General features: G+C 67.9%; 19 protein-coding genes. 17 read left to right on the forward strand and 2 right to left on the reverse strand.

Annotated features, from left to right (window positions below):
• Positions 1-2: 2 nt before the first annotated feature.
• Complete coding sequence (locus tag WIX39_RS23295) at positions 3-1,214, reverse strand: YihY family inner membrane protein (protein WP_409195952.1); 1,212 nt, start codon at positions 1,212-1,214, stop codon at positions 3-5.
• A gap of 109 nt (positions 1,215-1,323) precedes the next feature.
• Here WIX39_RS23295 and WIX39_RS23300 point away from each other — a divergent pair, with 109 nt between their 5' ends.
• The 6 genes from WIX39_RS23300 to WIX39_RS23325 all read left to right on the forward strand — a co-directional run bounded on the left by WIX39_RS23300 (position 1,324) and on the right by WIX39_RS23325 (position 6,128).
• A complete protein-coding gene (locus WIX39_RS23300) occupies positions 1,324-1,743 on the forward strand; it encodes a DUF2069 domain-containing protein (protein ID WP_409195953.1) in 420 nt (139 codons plus the stop codon).
• Positions 1,740-3,167 (forward strand): FAD-binding oxidoreductase, encoded by a 1,428-nt coding sequence (locus WIX39_RS23305; RefSeq protein ID WP_409195954.1) that lies wholly within the window; start codon positions 1,740-1,742, stop codon positions 3,165-3,167. The genes WIX39_RS23300 and WIX39_RS23305 overlap by 4 nt, the downstream gene beginning before the upstream one ends.
• Before the next feature lie 66 nt (positions 3,168-3,233).
• Complete coding sequence (locus WIX39_RS23310) at positions 3,234-4,076, forward strand: thymidylate synthase (RefSeq protein WP_081270793.1); 843 nt, start codon at positions 3,234-3,236, stop codon at positions 4,074-4,076.
• Positions 4,077-4,081: 5 nt separating this feature from the next.
• A complete protein-coding gene (locus tag WIX39_RS23315; protein ID WP_409195955.1) occupies positions 4,082-4,603 on the forward strand; it encodes a dihydrofolate reductase in 522 nt (173 codons plus the stop codon).
• On the forward strand, positions 4,600-5,721 hold the full coding sequence (locus tag WIX39_RS23320) for a phosphatidate phosphatase App1 family protein (protein ID WP_409195956.1): 1,122 nt from the start codon (positions 4,600-4,602) through the stop codon (positions 5,719-5,721). Before WIX39_RS23315 ends, WIX39_RS23320 begins: the two co-directional genes overlap by 4 nt.
• Positions 5,722-5,888: 167 nt before the next feature.
• Complete coding sequence (locus WIX39_RS23325; RefSeq protein WP_007829428.1) at positions 5,889-6,128, forward strand: hypothetical protein; 240 nt, start codon at positions 5,889-5,891, stop codon at positions 6,126-6,128.
• Between the two features lie 10 nt (positions 6,129-6,138).
• On the opposite strand, the gene gdhA is transcribed toward WIX39_RS23325, so the two are convergent.
• Positions 6,139-7,482 (reverse strand): NADP-specific glutamate dehydrogenase, encoded by a 1,344-nt coding sequence (gene gdhA, locus WIX39_RS23330; RefSeq protein WP_409195957.1) that lies wholly within the window; start codon positions 7,480-7,482, stop codon positions 6,139-6,141.
• Positions 7,483-7,998: 516 nt separating this feature from the next.
• On the opposite strand from gdhA, the gene tssB reads away from it, so the two are divergent.
• From tssB to WIX39_RS23385, 11 genes are read left to right on the forward strand one after another with little or no spacing between them, the layout of a single operon-like run.
• Entirely contained in the window at positions 7,999-8,571 is a 573-nt protein-coding gene (gene tssB / locus WIX39_RS23335) for a type VI secretion system contractile sheath small subunit (RefSeq protein WP_081270796.1), read from the forward strand.
• 60 nt (positions 8,572-8,631) lie between these two features.
• On the forward strand, positions 8,632-10,131 hold the full coding sequence (gene tssC, locus WIX39_RS23340; protein ID WP_106937737.1) for a type VI secretion system contractile sheath large subunit: 1,500 nt from the start codon (positions 8,632-8,634) through the stop codon (positions 10,129-10,131).
• A gap of 49 nt (positions 10,132-10,180) precedes the next feature.
• Positions 10,181-10,663, forward strand: coding sequence for an Hcp family type VI secretion system effector (locus tag WIX39_RS23345; protein WP_081270798.1), 483 nt, complete (start codon positions 10,181-10,183; stop codon positions 10,661-10,663).
• Between the two features lie 29 nt (positions 10,664-10,692).
• Positions 10,693-11,151, forward strand: coding sequence for a type VI secretion system baseplate subunit TssE (tssE, locus tag WIX39_RS23350; RefSeq protein ID WP_409195958.1), 459 nt, complete (start codon positions 10,693-10,695; stop codon positions 11,149-11,151).
• A 10-nt stretch (positions 11,152-11,161) separates the two neighbouring features.
• Positions 11,162-12,952, forward strand: a complete 1,791-nt coding sequence (gene tssF, locus WIX39_RS23355; RefSeq protein WP_409196361.1) for a type VI secretion system baseplate subunit TssF — start codon at positions 11,162-11,164, stop codon at positions 12,950-12,952.
• Positions 12,949-13,953 (forward strand): type VI secretion system baseplate subunit TssG, encoded by a 1,005-nt coding sequence (gene tssG / locus WIX39_RS23360; RefSeq protein WP_409195959.1) that lies wholly within the window; start codon positions 12,949-12,951, stop codon positions 13,951-13,953. Before tssF ends, tssG begins: the two co-directional genes overlap by 4 nt.
• A gap of 14 nt (positions 13,954-13,967) precedes the next feature.
• Positions 13,968-16,700: a type VI secretion system ATPase TssH gene (gene tssH, locus WIX39_RS23365; protein WP_409195960.1), complete on the forward strand. Its 2,733-nt coding sequence runs from the start codon at positions 13,968-13,970 to the stop codon at positions 16,698-16,700.
• Positions 16,701-16,703: 3 nt separating this feature from the next.
• Positions 16,704-18,650 (forward strand): type VI secretion system Vgr family protein, encoded by a 1,947-nt coding sequence (locus tag WIX39_RS23370; protein ID WP_409195961.1) that lies wholly within the window; start codon positions 16,704-16,706, stop codon positions 18,648-18,650.
• Positions 18,651-18,655: 5 nt separating this feature from the next.
• A complete protein-coding gene (locus tag WIX39_RS23375) occupies positions 18,656-19,375 on the forward strand; it encodes a toxin-antitoxin system YwqK family antitoxin (RefSeq protein ID WP_409195962.1) in 720 nt (239 codons plus the stop codon).
• Positions 19,376-19,378: 3 nt separating this feature from the next.
• Positions 19,379-19,768 (forward strand): DUF4280 domain-containing protein, encoded by a 390-nt coding sequence (locus WIX39_RS23380; RefSeq protein WP_106937336.1) that lies wholly within the window; start codon positions 19,379-19,381, stop codon positions 19,766-19,768.
• A 29-nt stretch (positions 19,769-19,797) separates the two neighbouring features.
• Positions 19,798-20,013 (forward strand): hypothetical protein, encoded by a 216-nt coding sequence (locus WIX39_RS23385; RefSeq protein WP_409195963.1) that lies wholly within the window; start codon positions 19,798-19,800, stop codon positions 20,011-20,013.
• Positions 20,014-20,017 lie beyond the last annotated feature (4 nt).

The following is a 20,017-nucleotide window of genomic DNA, read 5'->3' on the forward strand; positions in this document are numbered from 1 at the left end:
TACTAGATCAGAAGCACGTCGCCCAGCCTCAGGGAGCGCAGCGGGCCCTTCTGCCAGAGGTCTTCGAGCGGCTCGGCCCGGGGCATCAGCAGCTCCTTCAGCAGCGGCTCGATGGGGGTCGAGGGGTCTGCAAGAAGCACGTAGCGCGGATCTTCGTTGGCGGGCTCTTCAGCGAGCGGTGCGATCCAGTCGAGCGCCACCAGCGTCTCGAGCACCGGCGCGAGTTGCAGCGAGTCGACCCGCATGCGCGTCACCAGTTCGGCCGCGCCCATGCCCTTGGCCGGCGTGGCGCGCGCGCGGGCCAGGTGCTGCAGCGATTCCATGGCCAGCTGCAGCGGCCAGCCGGCGGTGCCGCCGCGCCGCGCCACGCCCGTCAGCAGGCTCGGCAAATAGGCCGCGATGACCGCCCCCAGCAGCACGATCACCCAGGCCACGTAGATCCACACCAGCAGAATCGGAAAGGTGGCGAAGGCGCCGTACAGCACCGAATAAGTCGGCACCAGGCTCAGGTAATAGCCCAGCACGCGCTTGGCGATCTCGATGGCCGCCGCCACGAATATGCCACCGGCCCATGCATGCGACCAGCGCACGTTGGTGTTGGGCACGTAGTGGTAGAGCGAGGCCATGCCGGCCGCGAGCAGCATGAACTCGAGGCTGTCGAAAGCCAGCTTGACCATGGTGCCGCCCACCACGTCGCGCGAGGCCGAGAACACATAGGACGTGGTCGACAGGCTCACCGCCAGGATCAGCGGCCCCAGCGTGATGGTGGCCCAGTAGATAAGCACCCGCTGCGCCAGCGGCCGCGGCGAGCGCACGCGCCAGATGTTGTTGAGCGTCTTGTCGATGGTGAGGATCAGCGCAATGGCGGTGATCAGCAGCACGATCAGGCCCGCGATGCCCAGCCCGCTGGCCTTGCTCGCGAACTGGTTCAGGTAACCGAGCACCTGCCGCGCGATGTTGTCCGGGATCAGGCTCTCGATCAGCCAGCGCTGCAGCCGACCCTGCATCTTGGCGAACATCGGGAACACGGTGAACAGCGCCAGCGCCACCGTGAAGAACGGCACCATCGCGATGGTGGTGGTGAAGGTGAGGCTGCTGGCCGTGAGGCCGAGCTTGTCTTCGCGGAAACGCTCGCCCAGCACTGCCGCGGTGTTGCGCCACGGAAAACGCGAAAGATCCCTCCAAAGCTGCCGACGATTCATGGCCGGTATCATAGGAGTTGAACTCTCCCCCAGTCTCCGCGCACTTCGTGTCGCTGCGCCAACCCCCTCACCGGGGGCGATACCAGCGGCCCGGCAAAGCCGGTTCCGCGGTATCCCGCCAATGAATGCCAACTTGCCGCTCCCGCCCTCCTCCGTTCGCGCGACCCGCTGGGCCGCCGTGGGCAGCCTCGTCGGCCTCATCGTGCTGGGCCTGGCCTGGGAGCTGTGGCTGGCGCCGTTGCGCCCGGGCGGCTCGCTGCTGGCGCTGAAGGTGCTGCCGCTGGTCATTCCGCTCGCGGGCCTGTGGAAGAACCGCATGTACACCTACCGCTGGGTCAGCCTGATGATCTGGCTTTATTTCACCGAGGGCGTGGTGCGCGCATGGAGCGACACCAACGGCGTGGGCCAGGTGCTCGCGCTGGTTGAGGTGCTGCTGTGCCTCGTGCTCTTCGCGGCCTGCGCATGGCATGTGCGGCTGCGCCTGCGCCACGCCAAGGCCCTTGCCGCCACCGCGCGCCCACTGGAGGCTTCCACCCAATGACTTCTTCTTCCAACCTGATCGAACAATTGCGCGCCATCGTCGGCGCCCAGCACGTGCTCAACGAAGGCGACCTCACCGCCTACGAACAGGACTGGCGCAAGCGCGCACGCGGCAAGTCGCTGGCCGTGGTGCGCCCGGCCAACACGCAGCAGGTGGCCGACGTGGTCAAGGCCTGTTCCGCCGCCGGCGCGGCCATCGTGCCGCAGGGCGGCAACACCGGCCTGGCGGTCGGCTCCATCCCCGACGACAGCGGCACCCAGGTGGTGCTGAGCCTGCAGCGCCTGAACGCCATCCGCACCATCGACGCCGCCAACCTCACCATGACGGTGGAGGCCGGCTGCATCCTGCAGACCCTGCAGGAAACCGCCGAGAAGGCCGGCTTCCTGTTCCCGCTGAGCCTGGCCGCTGAGGGCAGCTGCACCATTGGCGGCAACCTGGCCACCAATGCCGGCGGCACCCAGGTGGTCCGCTACGGCAACACGCGCGAGCTGTGCCTGGGGCTGGAAGTGGTCACGCCCCAGGGCGAGATCTGGGAAGGCACCAGCGGCCTGCGCAAGGACAACACCGGCTACGACCTGCGCGACCTGTTCGTGGGCAGCGAGGGCACGCTGGGCATCATCACCGCCGCCACCATGAAGCTGTATCCGCTGCCGGCAGCCCAGCTCACGGCCTGGGCGGCAGTGCCTTCTCTCGACCATGCGGTCACGCTGCTGGGCCTGGCGCACAAGCACCTGGGCCCGGGCCTCACCGGCTTCGAGGTGATGGGCAAGTTCGCGCTGAGCCTGGTCGACAAGCACATGCCGCAGCTGCGCGTGCCCTTCATCAACGAAGAGGCGGTGCCGTACTGCGTGCTGCTGGAGAACTCCGACAGTGAATCCGAGGACCACGCCCGCGCACGCTTCGAGGCCCTGCTGGAAACCGCGTTCGAAGACGGCTGCGTCACCGACGCGGTGGTGGCCGAGAACCTCGCGCAGGCGCACCAGCTGTGGCACATCCGCGAGAGCATTCCGCTGGCGCAGGCCGAGGAAGGGCTCAACATCAAGCACGACATCTCGATTCCCGTCTCGCGCATCCCGGCGTTCGTGGAAGAGACCGACGCCTTGCTCAAGCGCGAGATCGAGGGCGTGCGCCTCGTGAACTTCGGCCACCTGGGCGACGGCAACCTGCACTACAACGTGCAGGCGCCGGAGAACATCGACACCAAGGCGTTCCTGAAGAACGAGGAAGAGCGCATCAACACGCTGGTGTACGACGCGGTGGAGAAGTTCGGCGGTTCGTTCTCGGCCGAGCACGGCGTGGGCTCGCTGAAGGTCGACAAGCTGGAGAAGCACAAGTCGCCGGTGGCGCTGGAGATGATGCGGGCGATCAAGCGCGGGCTCGATCCGAAGAACACGCTCAATCCCGGCCGCGTGATCCGGGTCTAGGTCCGAGCATACCGCCCACCCTCGGACATTTAAAATTCAAAGTCTCCCGCCCGAAGCGCTGCCCCAATGACCTCCACGCCCACCCGCCCCGTCCGCTCCCAGTACGAAGATTTCATGCGCCACGTGGACACCCACGGCGTGTTCAAGAGCGACCGCACGGGCACCGGCACCAAAAGCGTGTTCGGCCACCAGATGCGCTTCGACCTGAACGAGGGCTTCCCGCTGGTCACCACGAAGAAGGTGCACCTGAAGTCCATCATCCAGGAGCTGCTGTGGTTCCTGACCGGCTCGAGCAACAACAACTGGCTCAAGGAGCGCGGCGTGACCATCTGGGACGAATGGGCGCGCGAAGACGGCGACCTGGGCCCGGTGTACGGCGTGCAATGGCGCAGCTGGCCCACGCCCGACGGCGGCCACATCGACCAGATCGCCGACGTCATCAAGACGCTGAAGACCAACCCCGATTCGCGCCGCATCATCGTGAGCGCATGGAACGTGGCCGAGCTGTCGAAGATGGCGCTCATGCCCTGCCATGCCTTCTTCCAGTTCTACGTGGCGCCGCCGCAGGCCGAGGGCGAACGCGGCAGGCTCAGCTGCCAGCTCTACCAGCGCAGCGCCGACATCTTCCTGGGCGTGCCCTTCAACATCGCGAGCTATGCGCTGCTCACGCACATGGTGGCGCAGCAGTGCGACCTCGACGTGGGCGACTTCATCTGGACCGGCGGCGACTGCCACATCTACAGCAACCATGCCGAGCAGGTGGCGCTGCAGCTGAGCCGCACGCCCTACCCGTACCCGACGCTGCACATCAAGCGCAAGCCCGATTCGATCTTCGACTACCAGTACGAAGACTTCGAGGTGCTGGACTACCAGCATCACGCGGCCATCAAGGCACCGGTGGCGGTGTGAACGGCATGGGCAAGCCGCGCATCAACCTCATCTTCGCGCGCGCCGCCAACGGCGTGATCGGCGCGAACAACACCATACCCTGGCACCTGCCCGAGGACATGGCGCACTTCAAGCAGCAGACAGCGGGCGCGCCGGTGATCATGGGGCGCAAGACCTGGGACTCCCTGCCGCCGCGCTTCCGGCCGCTGCCGGGCCGGCAGAACATCGTGGTGACACGGCAGGCCGATTGGCGCGCCGAAGGCGCCCTGCACGCAGGCAGCCTGAACGATGCGTTCGCGCTCTGCGAGGCGTCTTCGCCCGCCGAGGTGTGGGTCATCGGCGGCGCGCAGATCTACGCCGAGGCCGAGCCGCTGGCACAGCGAGCGGTCGTCACCGAGCTTGCGCGCGACTACGAAGGCGACGCGCACGCGCCCGTGCTCGATGCCGCCGCATGGCGCGAGACACGGCGCGAATCGCATGTCTCCGCCAAGGAAGGCATCGCCTTCGACTTCGTCACCTACGAACGCGCCACCACCAGCCATACATGAGCGAAGGCGCCCCGCATCCGACGACGACCACGCCGGACCCGCGGCGCCGGTCGTTGGTGGCGGGTGCGGCGCTGCTTGCGGGCCTCGCGCCGCTGCAGGGCCTGCGGGCCGCCGAGCCGCTGGAGCCGGACGAAGAAGCGCTCTTCATGAACGGCACGGCGCGCCCTACCGCCGAAGGCCGGCTCGAGGTCGACATCCACGCCTGGATCTTCGAGCGCGAACACCGCTGGGGTCTGGACAGCGCGCTCGCCCGCTACCTCGGCCTGAGCCTGCGTAAGCTCTCGCCGGCGGCAAGGCTGCGCTTCAGCCAGCGCACTGCGCTGTTCCACGCGGAGTCGGAAGAAGACAAGGTCATCGACGTCGTCTTCGACGGCAGCCCCACGCGCATCACCATGCCGGCCTCGGGCAAGGACGGGCGCAGCAACCTTCGCATCGTGATCGACGCGCCGCGCGATACGCGCGAGTGGGTGCGCTACCACGGCGTGACGGGGCCGGGCGAGCTGCTGCATCGATTCAGGGGCGAGGCGCTGGTGGTGCCTGAAGAAGGCGTGTCGGTCATTTCGGACATCGACGACACCATCAAGCGCACGCAGGTGCGCGACCGGCGCGAGATGCTGCTCAACACCTTCGCGCGCCGCTTCGAGGCCGCGCCGCGCATGGCCGACTGGTATCGCGCGCTGGCGCAGGCGCCCGGAGCGCGCTTCCACTATCTTTCGTCGAGCCCGATACAGCTCTACCCGGCGCTCTCGGACTTCATCCGCAGCGCCGGCTTTCCCGCGGGCAGCATGCATCTGCGCGAGAGCACGACATGGCGCACGCTGATTCCGGGCGACGAGGATTCGCGCGCGCACAAGCTCGGCACGATCGAGCGGCTGCTGGCCGAGTTTCCGCAGCGCCGCTTCGTGCTGGTGGGCGACTCGGGCGAAGCCGATCCGGAAATCTATGCACAGGTCTTTCGCGCGCACCAGGCACGCATCGACAGCATCGTGATCCGCGACGTGACCGGCGAAGGCCGCACCAGCGAGCGCTATCGCGCGACCTTCGACGGCATCGAGCCGGTGCGCTGGCATCTCGTGATGCCCGACACCACGGCGTGGCCCGCGCAGGCGCTGAACTGACGAGCGGTTGCGCCCGCAAACAAACTGGCACCTTCGTCGCACACCACCAAACAAAGGAACACTTCGGTACACGCGATGAAAGGCATGCGCGCCGCAGGGTTTAGACAACGCTAATTGTTTGTGCGCAAAATGTGCCGTCAACGCCTCAACCCAAAAGGAGACGGCTCATGTCCATGGAATTTCTTCGGGTCATCGCCGAGCAGAAATTGCCATACGTCATCCACACGCCCGCGGACATCGACAGGTTGCGCGTGCTGCGTGCGGCCGAACTGGTAACTGCCTTCATCCCCCCGTCGGACCGCGCACCCGATGCGCGCGCCATCCGTCAGCTGGCCCAGGTGGAATCGATCACCGCCAAGGGCAAGCTGGCACTCAACAAAGCCACGTCGGCATTCATCGAGCTCTGAGCGCGTCGCGTCAGACCACGCCTTGCGCCAGCATCGCGTCGGCCACGCGCACGAAGCCGGCGATGTTCGCGCCGTCGACGTAGCTCACGCTGCCGTCCTTGCGCGCGCCGTAGTGCAGGCACGACGCGTGGATGCCCTGCATGATCTGCAGCAGGCGGGCATCGACCTCGTCGCGCGTCCATGACAGGCGCGCGGCGTTCTGGCTCATCTCCAGCCCCGAGGTGGCCACGCCGCCGGCGTTGCTCGCCTTGCCCGGCGCGTACAGCACGCCGTGGCCTTCGAACACCTTCACCGCGTCCATGGTCGAGGGCATGTTGGCGCCTTCGGCCACGCAGACCACGCCGTTCTTCACGAGCATGCGCGCGTCTTCCTCGTCGAGTTCGTTCTGCGTGGCGCTCGGCAGCGCGACGTCGACCGGCACGTGCCACGGCGTGGCGCCGGCCACGAAGCGCGCACCGGTGCGCTGCGCATAGTCGCTGACGCGGCCGTAGAGGTGGTTCTTGACGTCCATCAGCACCGCGAGCTTCTCGGGCGTGAAGCCGTCCTCGTCGACCACGGTGCCGCTCGAATCCGACACCGTCACCACCCTGGCGCCCAGCGCCATCGCCTTCTCGATGGTGTACTGCGCGACGTTGCCGGCGCCCGAGACGCTCACCCGCATGCCTTCGAAGCCCCGGCCCTTGCGCTTGAGCATCTCCTGCGCGAAGTAGACGTTGCCGTAGCCGGTGGCCTCTGGGCGGATCAGCGAACCGCCGAAGCTCAGGCCCTTGCCGGTGAAGACGCAGTCGGCGCGGTTGGTGAGCTTCTTGACCATGCCGGCCATGAAGCCGACCTCGCGCCCGCCCACGCCCACGTCGCCCGCGGGCACGTCGGTGTCGGAGCCGATGTGGCGGAACAGTTCGCTCACGAAAGCCTGGCAGAAGCGCATCACCTCGCCCTGGCTCTTGCCCTTCGGGTCGAAGTCGGCGCCGCCCTTGCCGCCGCCCATGGGCAGCGTGGTCAGCGCGTTCTTCAGGGTCTGCTCGAAGGCCAGGAACTTGAGGATCGACAGGTTCACCGACGGGTGGAAGCGCAGGCCGCCCTTGTACGGCCCGATGGCCAGGCTGTGCTGGATGCGGAAGCCCCGGTTGACCTGCACCTCGCCGTGGTCGTCGACCCAGGACACGCGGAACATCACCACCCGCTCGGGTTCGACCAGCCGCTCCAGCAGGCTGTGGGCGGTGTACTTGGGGTGCTGCTCGATGTAGGGCCAGAGGCTTTCCATGACCTCGGTCACGGCTTGCAGGTACTCGGGCTGTCCGGGGTTGCGTTGGGCGACATGTGCCAGGAAACCCCCGACGGATGCGTGCTTCATTCCAGTCCTTCTCTTTTCCAAATTGGTGCATAACCTTATGCGAATCTTGCATTTTGCATGATTCGTGAACCAATTCGAGGCGCAAACCCCTTTCAGGTGCATGCGAAATAGCGTCGAGCCCGATTTACGCCCCAAAAGAGGTCGACAGCCGGTCTAGGCTTTTTTTCCTCACGCGCGCGATAGCGCCGCGCCCGGCCCCTTGTCATTGGACTTTGGTCCGATGCGCCGCACGCCCCATCGGCCTAGCATTTGGTCACCAATTTCTGTGACAAAGCTCTCATATATGTAACTTTTTCCGGGCTACATCCTTGTTTTGATTGAGTTTTCTCTCTCGAAAACAGGCCTCCTCCCCAATTCTGGGGATTGTTAGTAAATATCTCGATTTGTATCTTCCGTTCGTCTTTGATGCATGCCGGGACGGTAACGGCAACGGGCAGCGCGCCGCCGAACGGGGCGAAGGGCGCCGAAAACTTCAACGTGTGTTCCTGTCAATTCAACCTTTTCTGAGAGCGAAAAATGTCGAATAGCTTGCAAAAATGGGTCGGCCGCAATCGCCCGCCGCGCGTCCAGATCACCTATGACGTCGAGATCGGCGACGCCGTCGAAAAGAAGGAGCTGCCGCTGGTCGTGGGCCTGCTGGCCGACCTGTCGGGCCAGCCGGTGCAGCCGCTGCCCAAGCTCAAGGAGCGCCGCTTCGTCGAGGTAGACCGCGACAACTTCGACGAAGTGCTCGGCAACATCTCGCCCCGCCTCGACCTGTCGGTGCCCGACACCATGAAGGGCGACGGCAACCTGAAGATCGAACTGAACTTCAAGGAATTCGGCGACTTCCACCCCGAAGCCATCGTGAGCCAGGTGCCCCGCCTGGCCAAGCTGCTCGAAGCCCGCCAGCAACTGCGCGACCTGCTGGCCAAGCTCGACGGCAACGACGAACTCGACGACCTGCTCGAGAACGTGCTGAAGAACACCGAAGACCTCAAGGCCGTCCAGAGCCAGGCCAAGGCCGAAGCCGCTCCCGCCGCCGCAGCCCCGCAGGCAGCCGCCGCGGAAACCCAGACGTCCCCCGAAGCCGAAGCACCGGCTGCGTGATCAACCACGCCGGCCGCGGCCCCACGGGCGCGAACCGGCAAATCCTGAATGGTGATAGAGATGGCCAACAAATCCAAAGCCGCAGAAGCCGGCAGCGCAGGTACCACCGTCACGACCAGTGACATGAGCCTGCTCGACAAGATCGTCTACGAAGGCAAGATGACGACCGAGCCTTCGCAGGGCGCCTACGCGAAGAAGCTGATCGGTCAGCTCGCCTCGCAGATCCTCGACGAAGGCATGAAGACCAGCCCCGACAAGGGCGTGGTCACCCTGATCAACGAGCGCGTCGCCGAAATCGACCGCCTGCTGACCGACCAGCTCAACGCGATCCTGCACGCCCCCGAGTTCCAGGCCCTCGAAGGCTCCTGGCGCGGCCTGCGCGACATGGTGTTCGGCACCGAGACCGGCAGCAACCTGAAGCTGCGCCTGCTCAACGTGAGCAAGAAGGACCTGCTCAAGGACCTGGAGACCGCCGTCGACCACGACACCAGCGTGCTCTTCAAGAAGATCTACGAAGAGGAATACGGCACCTACGGCGGCCACCCCTACTCGCTGCTGATCGGCGACTACTACTTCGGCCGCCACCCGCAGGACATCGCCCTGCTGGAGCGCGTCTCCCGCGTGGCCGCCGCCGCGCACGCGCCCTTCATCGCGGCTGCCGCACCGGCGCTGTTCGACTTCAAGTCGTTCACCGAACTCGGCATTCCGCGCGACCTGTCCAAGACCTTCGAGAGCGCCGAGCTCGCCTCGTGGCGCAGCTTCCGCGAATCGGAAGACTCGCGCTACGTGTCGCTGGTGCTGCCCAGCTACGCGGCCCGCCTGCCCTACGGCGCCAAGACCAACCCCGTCGAGAACTTCAACTACGAAGAAGACGTGGACGGCTCCGACCACGGCAAGTACCTGTGGGCCAACGCGGCCTACCAGCTGGGCCTTCGCATCACGCAGGCGCACTCGCTGTACGGCTGGACCACGGCCATCCGCGGCGTCGAGGGCGGCGGCAAGGTCGACGGGCTGGTGGCCCACGCCTACAAGACGGACGAAGGCGACATCGCACTGAAGCCGCCGACGGAAGTGACCATCACCGACCGCCGCGAAAAGGAACTGAGCGACCTGGGCTTCATCGCCATCGTCAATTCCAAGGGTTCGAACACCGCCGCCTTCTTCGGCGGCCAGACCGTGAACAAGCCCAAGGTGTACGACAAGGACGCGGCCAACGCCAATGCGGCCGTCTCGGCCCGCCTGCCCTACATCCTGGCCGCCTCGCGTTTCGCGCATTACCTGAAGGTGATCGTGCGCGACAAGATCGGCAGCTTCCAGACGCAGGCCGACATGCAGAAGCACCTGAACAACTGGGTGGCCAACTACGTGCTGGTGAGCCCCTCGGCGCCGCAGGCCATGAAGGCCAAGTACCCGCTGAGCCAGGCCCGCGTGGACGTGACCGAAGTGCCGGGCAAGCCGGGCTCGTACCGCGCCATCGCCTTCCTGAAGCCGCACTTCCAGCTCGAGGAACTCTCGGCCTCGATCCGCCTGGTGGCCGACCTGCCGGCCGCGGCCGCCTGACCACCCCGACATCCACGTCTACCTACAGACAGACTGAAAGAGCTTTCACATGCCTATCTACCTCAAGATGCCCGGCGTTACCGGACAGACCCAGATCGAGGGCCACAAGGACGAAATGGAAGTCCAGAGCTTCCAGTTCGGCGCCGGCCTCGCCGTGACCTCGGGCACCTCCAACCAGGAGCGCACCGCGGGCAAGCCCAGCTTCTCCGAAATCACGGTGACCCGCACCACCGACTCCGCCACGCCCCAGCTGATGCAGAAGCTCGCCGGCGGCGAGGTGTTCGCTGGCGACACCATCATCACCTTCCCGCGCGAAGACAAGAGCGGCCTGCTGCCACTGATGGTCGTGACCCTGACCGACGTGATCCTCAGCGGCTTCTCGGTGTCCAGCGGCGGCGACCTGCCGCAGGAAAGCATCTCGCTGAACTACGCGGCCATCAAGGTCGAATACACCAAGCAGAAGGAAGAAGGCGGCCAGGAAGGCGTCGCACCGTTCGGCTGGGATCTGTCGAAGAACACCGCGGTCGCGTGACGGCCCGACGCTGACGTCCGGCGCCCACCGTGTCCGAACTTGTCAAAGGGGGCGTCCTGCCCCTGTTCGACCGGCTGGCGTCGGCGCTGTACGAGCACGCCCATGCGGTTCACCTGGAGACGATGGAGTCCGTGCAGGACTCCATCGGCCGTGAGCTGCGCCAGCTGTTCAACACGCGCTCGCCGCTGTCGGTGGCCGACTACGCGCAGGGCAGCGGCACGGTGCTGGAGTACGGCATTCCCGATTTCTCCTCGCTCAGCGCGCAGAACGCCACCGACCTGCAGCAGCTGGCCGCCGTGCTGCGCCAGGCGGTGCAGCGCTACGAGCCGCGCCTGTGCGACGTGAGCGTGCAGGTGAGCGCCACGCCCAACCGGCATGAAGTCGCGCGGGTGCGCATCGGTGCGCAGGCGCGCGCCGGCCTGGCGCTGCGCCGCGTCGACTTCGAGATGCTGCTCGGCACGCCGGACAGCCTGATGAAAGTCGCCTGACGTGTCCGACATCCAGCACAGCGACCTGCTGCAGTACTACAAGCGCGAACTGTCCTATCTGCGGGGACAGGGGGCGGACTTCGCCCAGCGCTACCCCAAGGTCGCCTCCCGGCTGTCGCTGCACGGCGGCGAATCGCTGGACCCGCATACCGAGCGGCTGATCGAATCGGTCGCCTTTCTTTCGGCGCGCGTGCACCGCGACCTCGACCAGGAATTTCCCGACGTCGCCTACGCGCTGCTCGACAACCTCTGCCCGTCGCTGGTGCAGCCGCTGCCCTCGATGTCGGTGGCGCAGTTCGCGCTCGACCCGGCGCAGGGCAAGGTGACGTCCGGCTTTCCCGTGCCGCGCCACACCATGCTGCATGCGCGCACCGCGCACGCGCAACCTTCGTCGGCGCCGGGCCAGGCACCGCAGTCGCGCGAGTGCCGCTTCCGCACCGCCTGGGACACCGTGCTGTGGCCGCTGCGCATCGTGCATGCCGCCATCGACACCGACGCGGTGCTGCGCCTCACGCTCGAATGCGAGGCCGGCACCGACTTCTCCGAACTCGAGATCGACAGCCTGCGCATCCACCTGCAGGGCGACTGGATGCTCACCATGCCGCTGTACGACGCGCTGGTGTCGGGCGTGAAGTCGGTCGGCGTCATGCCCGAGGGCGGCGCGCTGCGGATGCTGCCGGCCGACGCCTGGCGCGAGGTCGGTTTCGCCGAAGGCGAAGAGGTGCTGCCGCAGCCCGCCAACGCACAGCCCGCCTACGGGCTGCTGCAGGAGTACTTCGCGTTTCCGCGCAAGTTCCACTTCTTCGACCTGCACCACCTGCGCTCGCGCCTGGGCCGCGGGCAGCGCTGCGACCTGGTGTTCCAGCTCGACCGCCCCACGCGCGCGCTGCGGCACCTGGACGCCGGGAACTTCCAGCTCGGCTGCACGCCCATCGTCAACCTGTTCCCGCGCGTGAGCGAACCGCTGGTGATGGACCAGCGCCACTACGAATACATGCTGGTGCCCGACCGCCAGCGCGACGCGACCACCGAGGTGCATTCCATCGTCTCGGTGATCGCCTCCGACCCGGACGCCGACAAGCCGGTGAACGTGCCGGGCTTCGCTGCGCTCGGCCATGTCGACGGCGCGCAGGGCGACGTGTTCTGGGCCGCGCGGCGCGAGCCCTGCCTGCGCCAGAACATTCCCGGCACCGACGTCTTCCTGTCTTTCGTCGACCAGGGCAAGACGCACAGCCGGCCCGCGCAGCCGGTGGTGTACGCGCACCTGCTGTGCACCAACCGCCGGCTGGCCGAGCAGGTGCCGGTGGGCGCGCGGCTGGTGGCCGAAGGCCCGTCGCAGCCCACCAGCGTGCGCTGCCTGTACGAGCCCACCGCGCAGCGCGACCCGCCGCTGGGCAGCGAAACGCTGTGGCGGCTGGTGTCGCTGCTCACGCTCAACCACCAGTCGCTGGTGGACGGCTCCACCGGCCGCAAGCAGCTGCGCGAAATGCTTTCGCTGTTCGCCTCCGACAGCCGGCGCGACCACGCCCAGATACTCGGCATCGCCGGGCTCTCGGCGCGCGGCGTCACCGCCCACGTGGGCACCGAGGCCTGGCGCGGCTACTGCCGCGGCACGCAGGTCACGCTCGAATTCGAGGACGACGCCTTCGTCGGCGGCTCCCCTCTCATGATGTCGGCCGTGCTTGCGCGGTTCTTCGCCATGTACACGTCGGTGAACTCCTTCGTGCGCCTGGTGGTGCGCGACGGCGACGAGGTGCGCAAGCAATGGGCGCCCATGACGGGCCGGCAGGTCGTGCTGTGATCGAAGAACTCCGCGCCCGCCCGCAGGACTTCAACCTGTTCCAGGCCATCAGCCTGCTCGAGCGCGCCGCGCCCGACGCGGTGCCCGTCGGCCGCTCGCAGGGCCCGCGCGAACGCGAGGCGGTGCGGCTGCATGCCTTCGTCACGCTGGCCTTCGAGGCCAGCGACGTGCGCGAGGTCGACACCGACGCGCCGACCGGCGAGCCCTTCTCGCTCACCACGCCCGCGCTCTCGCTGGGCGGCAGCGGCGGCCCGCTGCCGATGCCCGTCACCGAGATGCTGCTGGAGCGCCGGCAGCGGCGCGACCATGCGACGGCCGACTTTCTCGACATCTTCAACCACCGCTTCCTGGCCTTCCTGTACCGAAGCCGCCGCAAGCACCACGTGGCGCTCAACCCGCAGTCGCCCGCAGGCTCGACGCTGGCATCCACGCTGGATGCCGCCAGCGCGCTGGGCCTGCGCTCCGGCGTGCGCGCGCCCGACGGCTCGGCCCTGTGGCTGCGCCATGCAGGCCTGCTGGGCGGCGCACCGCGCGGCATGACCGCCCTGCTGGCGCTGCTGCGCGACCGCCTCGGCGTGCAGGTGCAGGGCACTCAGTTCCGCGGCCGCTGGCTGGCGCTGGAGCCCGACGCATCGGCGCGGCTGGACATGCGCACCCCGCTGGGCGGCGGCGCGGTGCTCGGCAAGCGCGTGTGGGACCAAGGCGCCGGCATCCGCCTCACCTTCAGCAACCTGAGCCAGCAGCGCCTGCGCGACCTGCTGCCTCAAGGCGCCGACCATGCGCTCGCCAAATGGCTGGTGCGCCGCTTCATTCCGCAAGACCTGAAGGTCGAGATGGAGCTGCAACTCGCGCCCGCCGAATCGCGCAGCAGCGTGCTCGGCGCCGCGAACCCGATGCGCCTGGGCTGGACCTCCTGGGTCGCCGGCCCTTCCTTCCGGGGCGCGCTGCCCCCCGTTCAACACACCCTGACCAGCGACGCCGGCGACACGGCCGGCGCCTGAGCCTCACATTCCTCATGGACATCGACATCCGCACCCTGCTCGGCCGGCTCAACCCGGAATGCAAGCGCGCCATGGAACAGGCGGCCGAGCTGTGCGTGCAGCAGACGCACTACAACGTCGATCTCGAACACCTGCTGCTGAAGCTGGTGGACAACGACGCCCCTGACCTGCGGCTGGTGTTCGGCCGCTTCGGCATCCGGCCCGAGACCGTGCAGGCCCAGCTGCAGAAGTCGCTCGACACCTTCAAGCGCGGCAACGGCCGCACGCCCAGCCTGGCGCCCGACTTCGCGCCGCTGTTCCAGGAAGCCTGGCTCATGAGCTCGATGCTGCTGGGCCAGCAGCACATCCGCTCGGGCACGCTGTTGCTGGCGCTGCTGGAGGTGGACCGCCTGCGCGGGCGCCTCGTCGACGCCGCGCCCGCGCTGCTGCAGATTCCGCGCGGCGCGCTGCGCGACGAACTCGCGGGCCTGCTGCAGTCCTCGCCGGAAGACGCGGCAGCCTCGGCATTGAACGCCGCGCCGACAGCTTCGGCACCCGCACCGAACCAGCCGGCCGCGCCATCGCTCGCGGATGCGGGCGCGGCGCCGCTGCAGATGCCCACCGCGCGACGCGGCAGCTCGGCGACGCCCTCGCTCGACCAGTACACGGTCGACATGACGCAGCTCGCGCGCGACGGCGCGATCGACCCCATCCGCGGGCGCGACGCAGAGATCCGCCAGATCATCGACGTGCTGCTGCGCCGCCGCCAGAACAACCCCATCCTCACCGGCGAGGCCGGCGTCGGCAAGACGGCCGTGGTCGAAGGCTTCGCGCAGCGCGTGGTGCAGGGCGACGTGCCGCCCGCGCTGCGCCAGGTGTCGGTGCGCTCGCTCGACCTGGCGCTGCTGCAGGCCGGCGCCGGCGTGAAGGGCGAGTTCGAGAACCGGTTGAAGTCGGTCATCGCCGAGGTCAAGGCCTCGCCCACGCCGGTGATTCTTTTCATCGACGAGGCGCACCAGCTCATCGGCGCGGGCGGCGCCGAAGGCCAGGGCGACGCGGCCAACCTGCTCAAGCCCGCGCTGGCGCGCGGCGAGCTGCGCACCATCGCCGCCACCACCTGGGCCGAGTACAAGAAATACGTGGAGCGCGACCCCGCGCTGGCACGGCGCTTCCAGGTGGTGAAGGTCGAGGAGCCGAGCGAGGAAGTGGCCATCGACATGCTGCGCGGCATGGTCGAGACGCTGGAGAAGCACCACGGCGTGGAGATCATCGACGACGCGGTGCGCGAAGCCGTGAAGCTCTCGCACCGCTACATCACCGGCCGCCAGCTGCCCGACAAGGCCATCAGCGTGCTCGACACAGCCTGCGCGCGCGTGGCCATCGGGCAGAACGGGCTGCCGGCCGAACTGGAGTCGGCCGCGCGCGACATCGCCACGGGCGAAAGCGAGCTGCGCGTGCTGCGCCACGAAGCCGCCACCGGTGGAGACCATCAGGACGCCATCGCCACGCTCACCGCGCGGCTCGACACGCTGCGCCAGAAGCACAAGCGCCTGTCCGACAAGGTCGATGAAGAAAAGCACGCGGTGATGGAAATCGTCGCGCTGCGCCGCAAGATCGCCGACAGCCTGCGCGACGGCGCGCCGCCGCCCGACGAGGAGAACGACCCCGCGCTGCTCACCGCCGCGCTGCGCCGCCTCGAGAAGGGCCTGGAAGCGCTGCAGAGCGACGAGCCCATGGTGCCCGTGTGCGTCGACGGCGTGATGGTGGCCGAAGTCATCTCCGGCTGGACCGGCATTCCGGTCGGCAAGATGATGACGGACGAGCTGCACACGGTGCTCAACCTGAAGGAGAAGCTGGCCGAGCGCGTGGTCGGCCAGGACGATGCGCTCGACGCCATCGCGCGGCGCGTACGCACCTTCCGCGCCGACCTCGACGACCCCGGCAAGCCAGTGGGCGTGTTCATGCTGGTGGGCCCCAGCGGCGTGGGCAAGACCGAGACGGCGTTCGCGCTGGCCGACCTGCTGTACGGCGGCGAGCGCAACGTCATCACCGTGAACATGTCGGAGTTCCAGGAGGCGCACACCGTCTCCAGCCTCAAGGGCGCGCCGCCCGGCTACGTGGGCTACGGGCGCGGCGGCGTGCTGACCGAGGCGGTGCGCCGGCGCCCCTACAGCGTGGTGCTGCTCGACGAAATGGAGAAGGCCCACCCCGACGTGCTGGAGCTGTTCTTCCAGGTGTTCGACAAGGGCACGATGGAAGACGGCGAAGGCGTGCAGATCGACTTCAAGAACACGCTGATCCTGCTGACCTCCAATGCGGCGCAGGACGTGATCACGCAGGCCTCGCAGGGCGGGCGCAGGCCCGACCCCGAGGAACTGGTGGAACGGCTGCGCCCCGAGCTGCTCAAGCAGTTCAGCCCGGCTTTCCTCGGCCGGCTGGCGCTGGTGCCGTACCACCACTTGGGCGACGAGCAGATCCGCTCGATCGTGAACCTCAAGCTCGGCAAGCTGGCGCGGCGCTTCGCGCTGAACCACCACGCCGCCTTCACCTGGGACGCGCAGGTGGAAGACGCCATCACCGCGCGCTGCACCGAGGTGGACAGCGGCGCGCGCAACATCGACCACATCCTGGCCCATGCGGTGCTGCCCGAGCTGTCGCGCCAGGTGCTGGAGCGCATCTCGATGGCCGCCGCGTTCACCGCCGTGCACATGGGCGTGGACGGCGGCGGCGCCTTCGCCTTCGGCTTCGAGCCCGCAACGCTGAGCTGACGCATGAACATGCGCGAAGGCTTCACCCAGCACGCCGCCTTCCTGACGGTGAAGACCGTGCTCGGGCCGGACGACCTGCTGCTCGACACCTTCCAGGCCACCGAGGGGATGTCGCGGCTGTTCGCCTGCACGCTCACCATGCGTTCGCCCTTGAGCACGCTGCAGGGCACCGACCTGATCGGCACCTCGGCCACCGTGGCCATGCAGCGGCCCGACAAGGAAACCCGCTTCTTCAACGGCATCGTCTCGCGCTTCTCCTACCTGGGCAGCCACGGCGACTTCGCGACCTATTCGCTCGAGCTCGTGCCGCGCATGTGGCTGCTCACGCTGGGCCGCGACCGCGTGATCTACCAGAACCTGAGCACGGTGGAGATCCTGGAGAAGGTGTTCACCGAATTCAACGTGGCCTTCGACTCGCAGCTCGGCGGCACCTATGCCAAGCGCGAGTACTGCGTGCGCTACGACGAGACGGCCTTCGACTTCGTCTCCCGGCTGATGGAAGAGGAAGGCATCTTCTATTTCTTCACCTTCGCGGACGGCGAGCACAAGCTCGTGCTGGCCGACAGCAAGGTGGCCTACGCGCCCTGCCCCCACGCCGACACGCTGCTGCTGCGCGGCGGCGCGGAAGGCCTGGCCCATACCCACACGGTGACCCGCTTCGAGTCCGACGCCCGGCTGGTCACCAAGTCCCAGGCCGTGGACGACTACGACTTCCTCACGCCCGACACCAGCCTGCGGGAGCAGCAGGACGGCAAGGCCGGCCAGGGCCTGGACTACGAATACCCCTCGCGCGTGGCGGCCGCCGCCGGCGCGGCGCGTGCGCGCATCCGCCTGGAAGCGCGCCAGGCCGGCAGCCAGTCGGGCCGCGGCGACAGCCGCTGCCACTACCTGACGCCGGGCACCACATTCACGCTGCAGGAGCATCCGCGCGAGGACCTCAACGTGGAGCATGTGGTGTACAGCGTGCAGCACCATGCCGATCGCGAGCACTACAGCAACAGCTTCGAGACCCTGCCGCCCGACCTGCCGTTTCGCCCGCAGCGCCTCACGCCACGGCCGGTGGTGGCGGGCAACCACACCGCGCAGGTGGTGGGCCCGGCCGGCGAGGAAATCTGGACCGACGCGCACGGGCGCATCAAGGTGCAGTTTCCCTGGGACCAGCAGGGCAAGAAGGACGACAAAAGCTCGTGCTGGATCCGCGTCTCGCAGATGTGGGCCGGCAAGGGCTGGGGCGCGCTCTTCCTGCCGCGCATAGGGCAGGAGGTGGTGGTGAGCTATGTCGACGGCGATCCCGACCGGCCGCTGGTCTCGGGCAGCGTCTACAACGGCACCAACCCCACGCCGGTGAGCCTGCCGGGCATGTCGACGCAAAGCACCCTCCGCTCGCGCTCCACCAAGAACGGCGAAGCCGGCAACGAGATGCGCTTCGAGGACAAGAAGGACGCCGAGCAGTTCTACCTGCACGCGCAGAAAGACATGCTGGCGGAAATCGAGAACGACCTGACCACCACGGTGATGGCCGGCAACGAGCTCCACACCGTCACCAAGGGCAATCGCACCGTCAAGGTCGACACGGGCAACGAGACCCACTCGGTCAAGGGCACGCGCGCGCTGGAAGTCACCGGCAACGAGACGCACGACAACAAGGCCAACTTCACGCAGACCGTCACCGGCAACTACGAGCTCAAGGTCACCGGCAACCTGGTGATCGACGTGACGGGCACGCTGCTCATCAAGTCGGCCCAGACGCTGGACCTGAAGGCCGGCACCGACCTGGGCGCCAATGCCGGCGTCAACTTCAAGGCCGAGGCCGGCGTGGCGCTGTCGGCCAAGGGCGGCGCCTCGCTGTCGAACGAGGCGCCGTCGATCAGCAGCAAGGCGTCGGGCATGAACGCCGTCGAAGGCGGCGGCATGGTCACGCTCAAGGGCGGGCTGGTGAAGATCAATTGAACGCCATGGCTCTTCCTTCTTCCTCGCCTCTTCCATCCGCACCCGGCGCGGTGGTGCGTGAGGCCGTGGACGATGCGGGCCGCATGGTGGTGCGCGCATCTTTCCTGGGCGACGTGCCGCACGGTCCGATGCAGGTGTTTTCGGCCCCGGGCAAGCCGGCGATGGACGCGGCCTACCAGGCCGGCCTGCCGCACGGCGCCATGCGCCTGTTCGACGAGCGCGGCCAGCTGCTGCAGGAAACCCAGCGCGTGGGCGGCGTGGCCGAAGGCGTCACGCGCAGCTACCACCCCAGCGGCAAGCTGATGCAGACGCAGACGCATGTGCGCGGCGCGCTGCACGGCGAGGCCGTTTCCTATGCCGAGTCGGGCGACGTCAGCGCGCGGCTGCGCTACGTGGCCGGCCGGCTCGACGGCGAGGCCGCCTACTTCCACGAAGGCCGCATGGTGCGGCGCGAAAACTACCGCGCCGGCCTGCTCGACGGCGAGGTGCTCGACTACCTGCCGGGCGGCGGCGTGGCGCAGTCGTCCACCTACGTGGCCAACGTGCTGCACGGGCCGCTGCGGCGCTTCTGGCCCAACGGCCAGCTGATGGAAGAAATCGCCTACCGCCAGGGCAAGCCCTGGGGCAGCCCGCGCCGCTTCGACGACGCCGGCCGCGAGATCGTGGCCGCCACCGCGCCACCGGGCTTCATGAAGAGCCTGGAAAAACTCGTGAGGGGGAGCTGAGCCATGGGAATGCATGTGTGCATGGGCGCCACGCTGCAGTGCAGCTTCGGCGCCGCGCCTTCCACCCTCGGCGTGCTGCCCGTGGCCGGCGTGGTCACCAGCAGCGTGCCGGCGGCCACCATCATGGACAACAAGCCCTTCGTCAACATCCTGCCCTTCGGCACCTGCAACAGCATGGCGAACCCGATGGTGGCGGCCGCCACCGCCGCCGCGCTCGGCGCCTTCACGCCCATGCCCTGCATTCCGGTGACCGCCGCGCCGTGGGCGCCGGGCTCGCCCACCGTGCTGCTCGGCAACATGCCCGCCCTGCAGGACAGCTCCAAGCTCGCCTGCAACTGGGGCGGCGTGATCCAGGTCGTGGTGCCGGGCCAATTCACTTCCATGGTTCCCTGAACCGGTCACCGCCAATTTCCGCCCACCCCATGTCGCAATACGTTTTCACGATGAGCTCCCGCATGGTCGCCATCACGGCGGTCTGCCTGGTGCTGCTGTGCGTCCTCCTGTTCCTGATGGGCATCGAGATCGGCAAGCTGCTGGCGCCCACGCCCGCCCCTGCCGCCGTCGCGGCGCCCGCGCCGATGCCTTCTTCTTCGCCGTTGCCTTCGCCCGCGCCGGCTCCCGCCGCCCCCACCCAATGACCAA

The sequence above is a fragment of the Variovorax sp. AB1(2024) genome (assembly GCF_037482385.2).
GTDB lineage: Bacteria > Pseudomonadota > Gammaproteobacteria > Burkholderiales > Burkholderiaceae_C > Variovorax.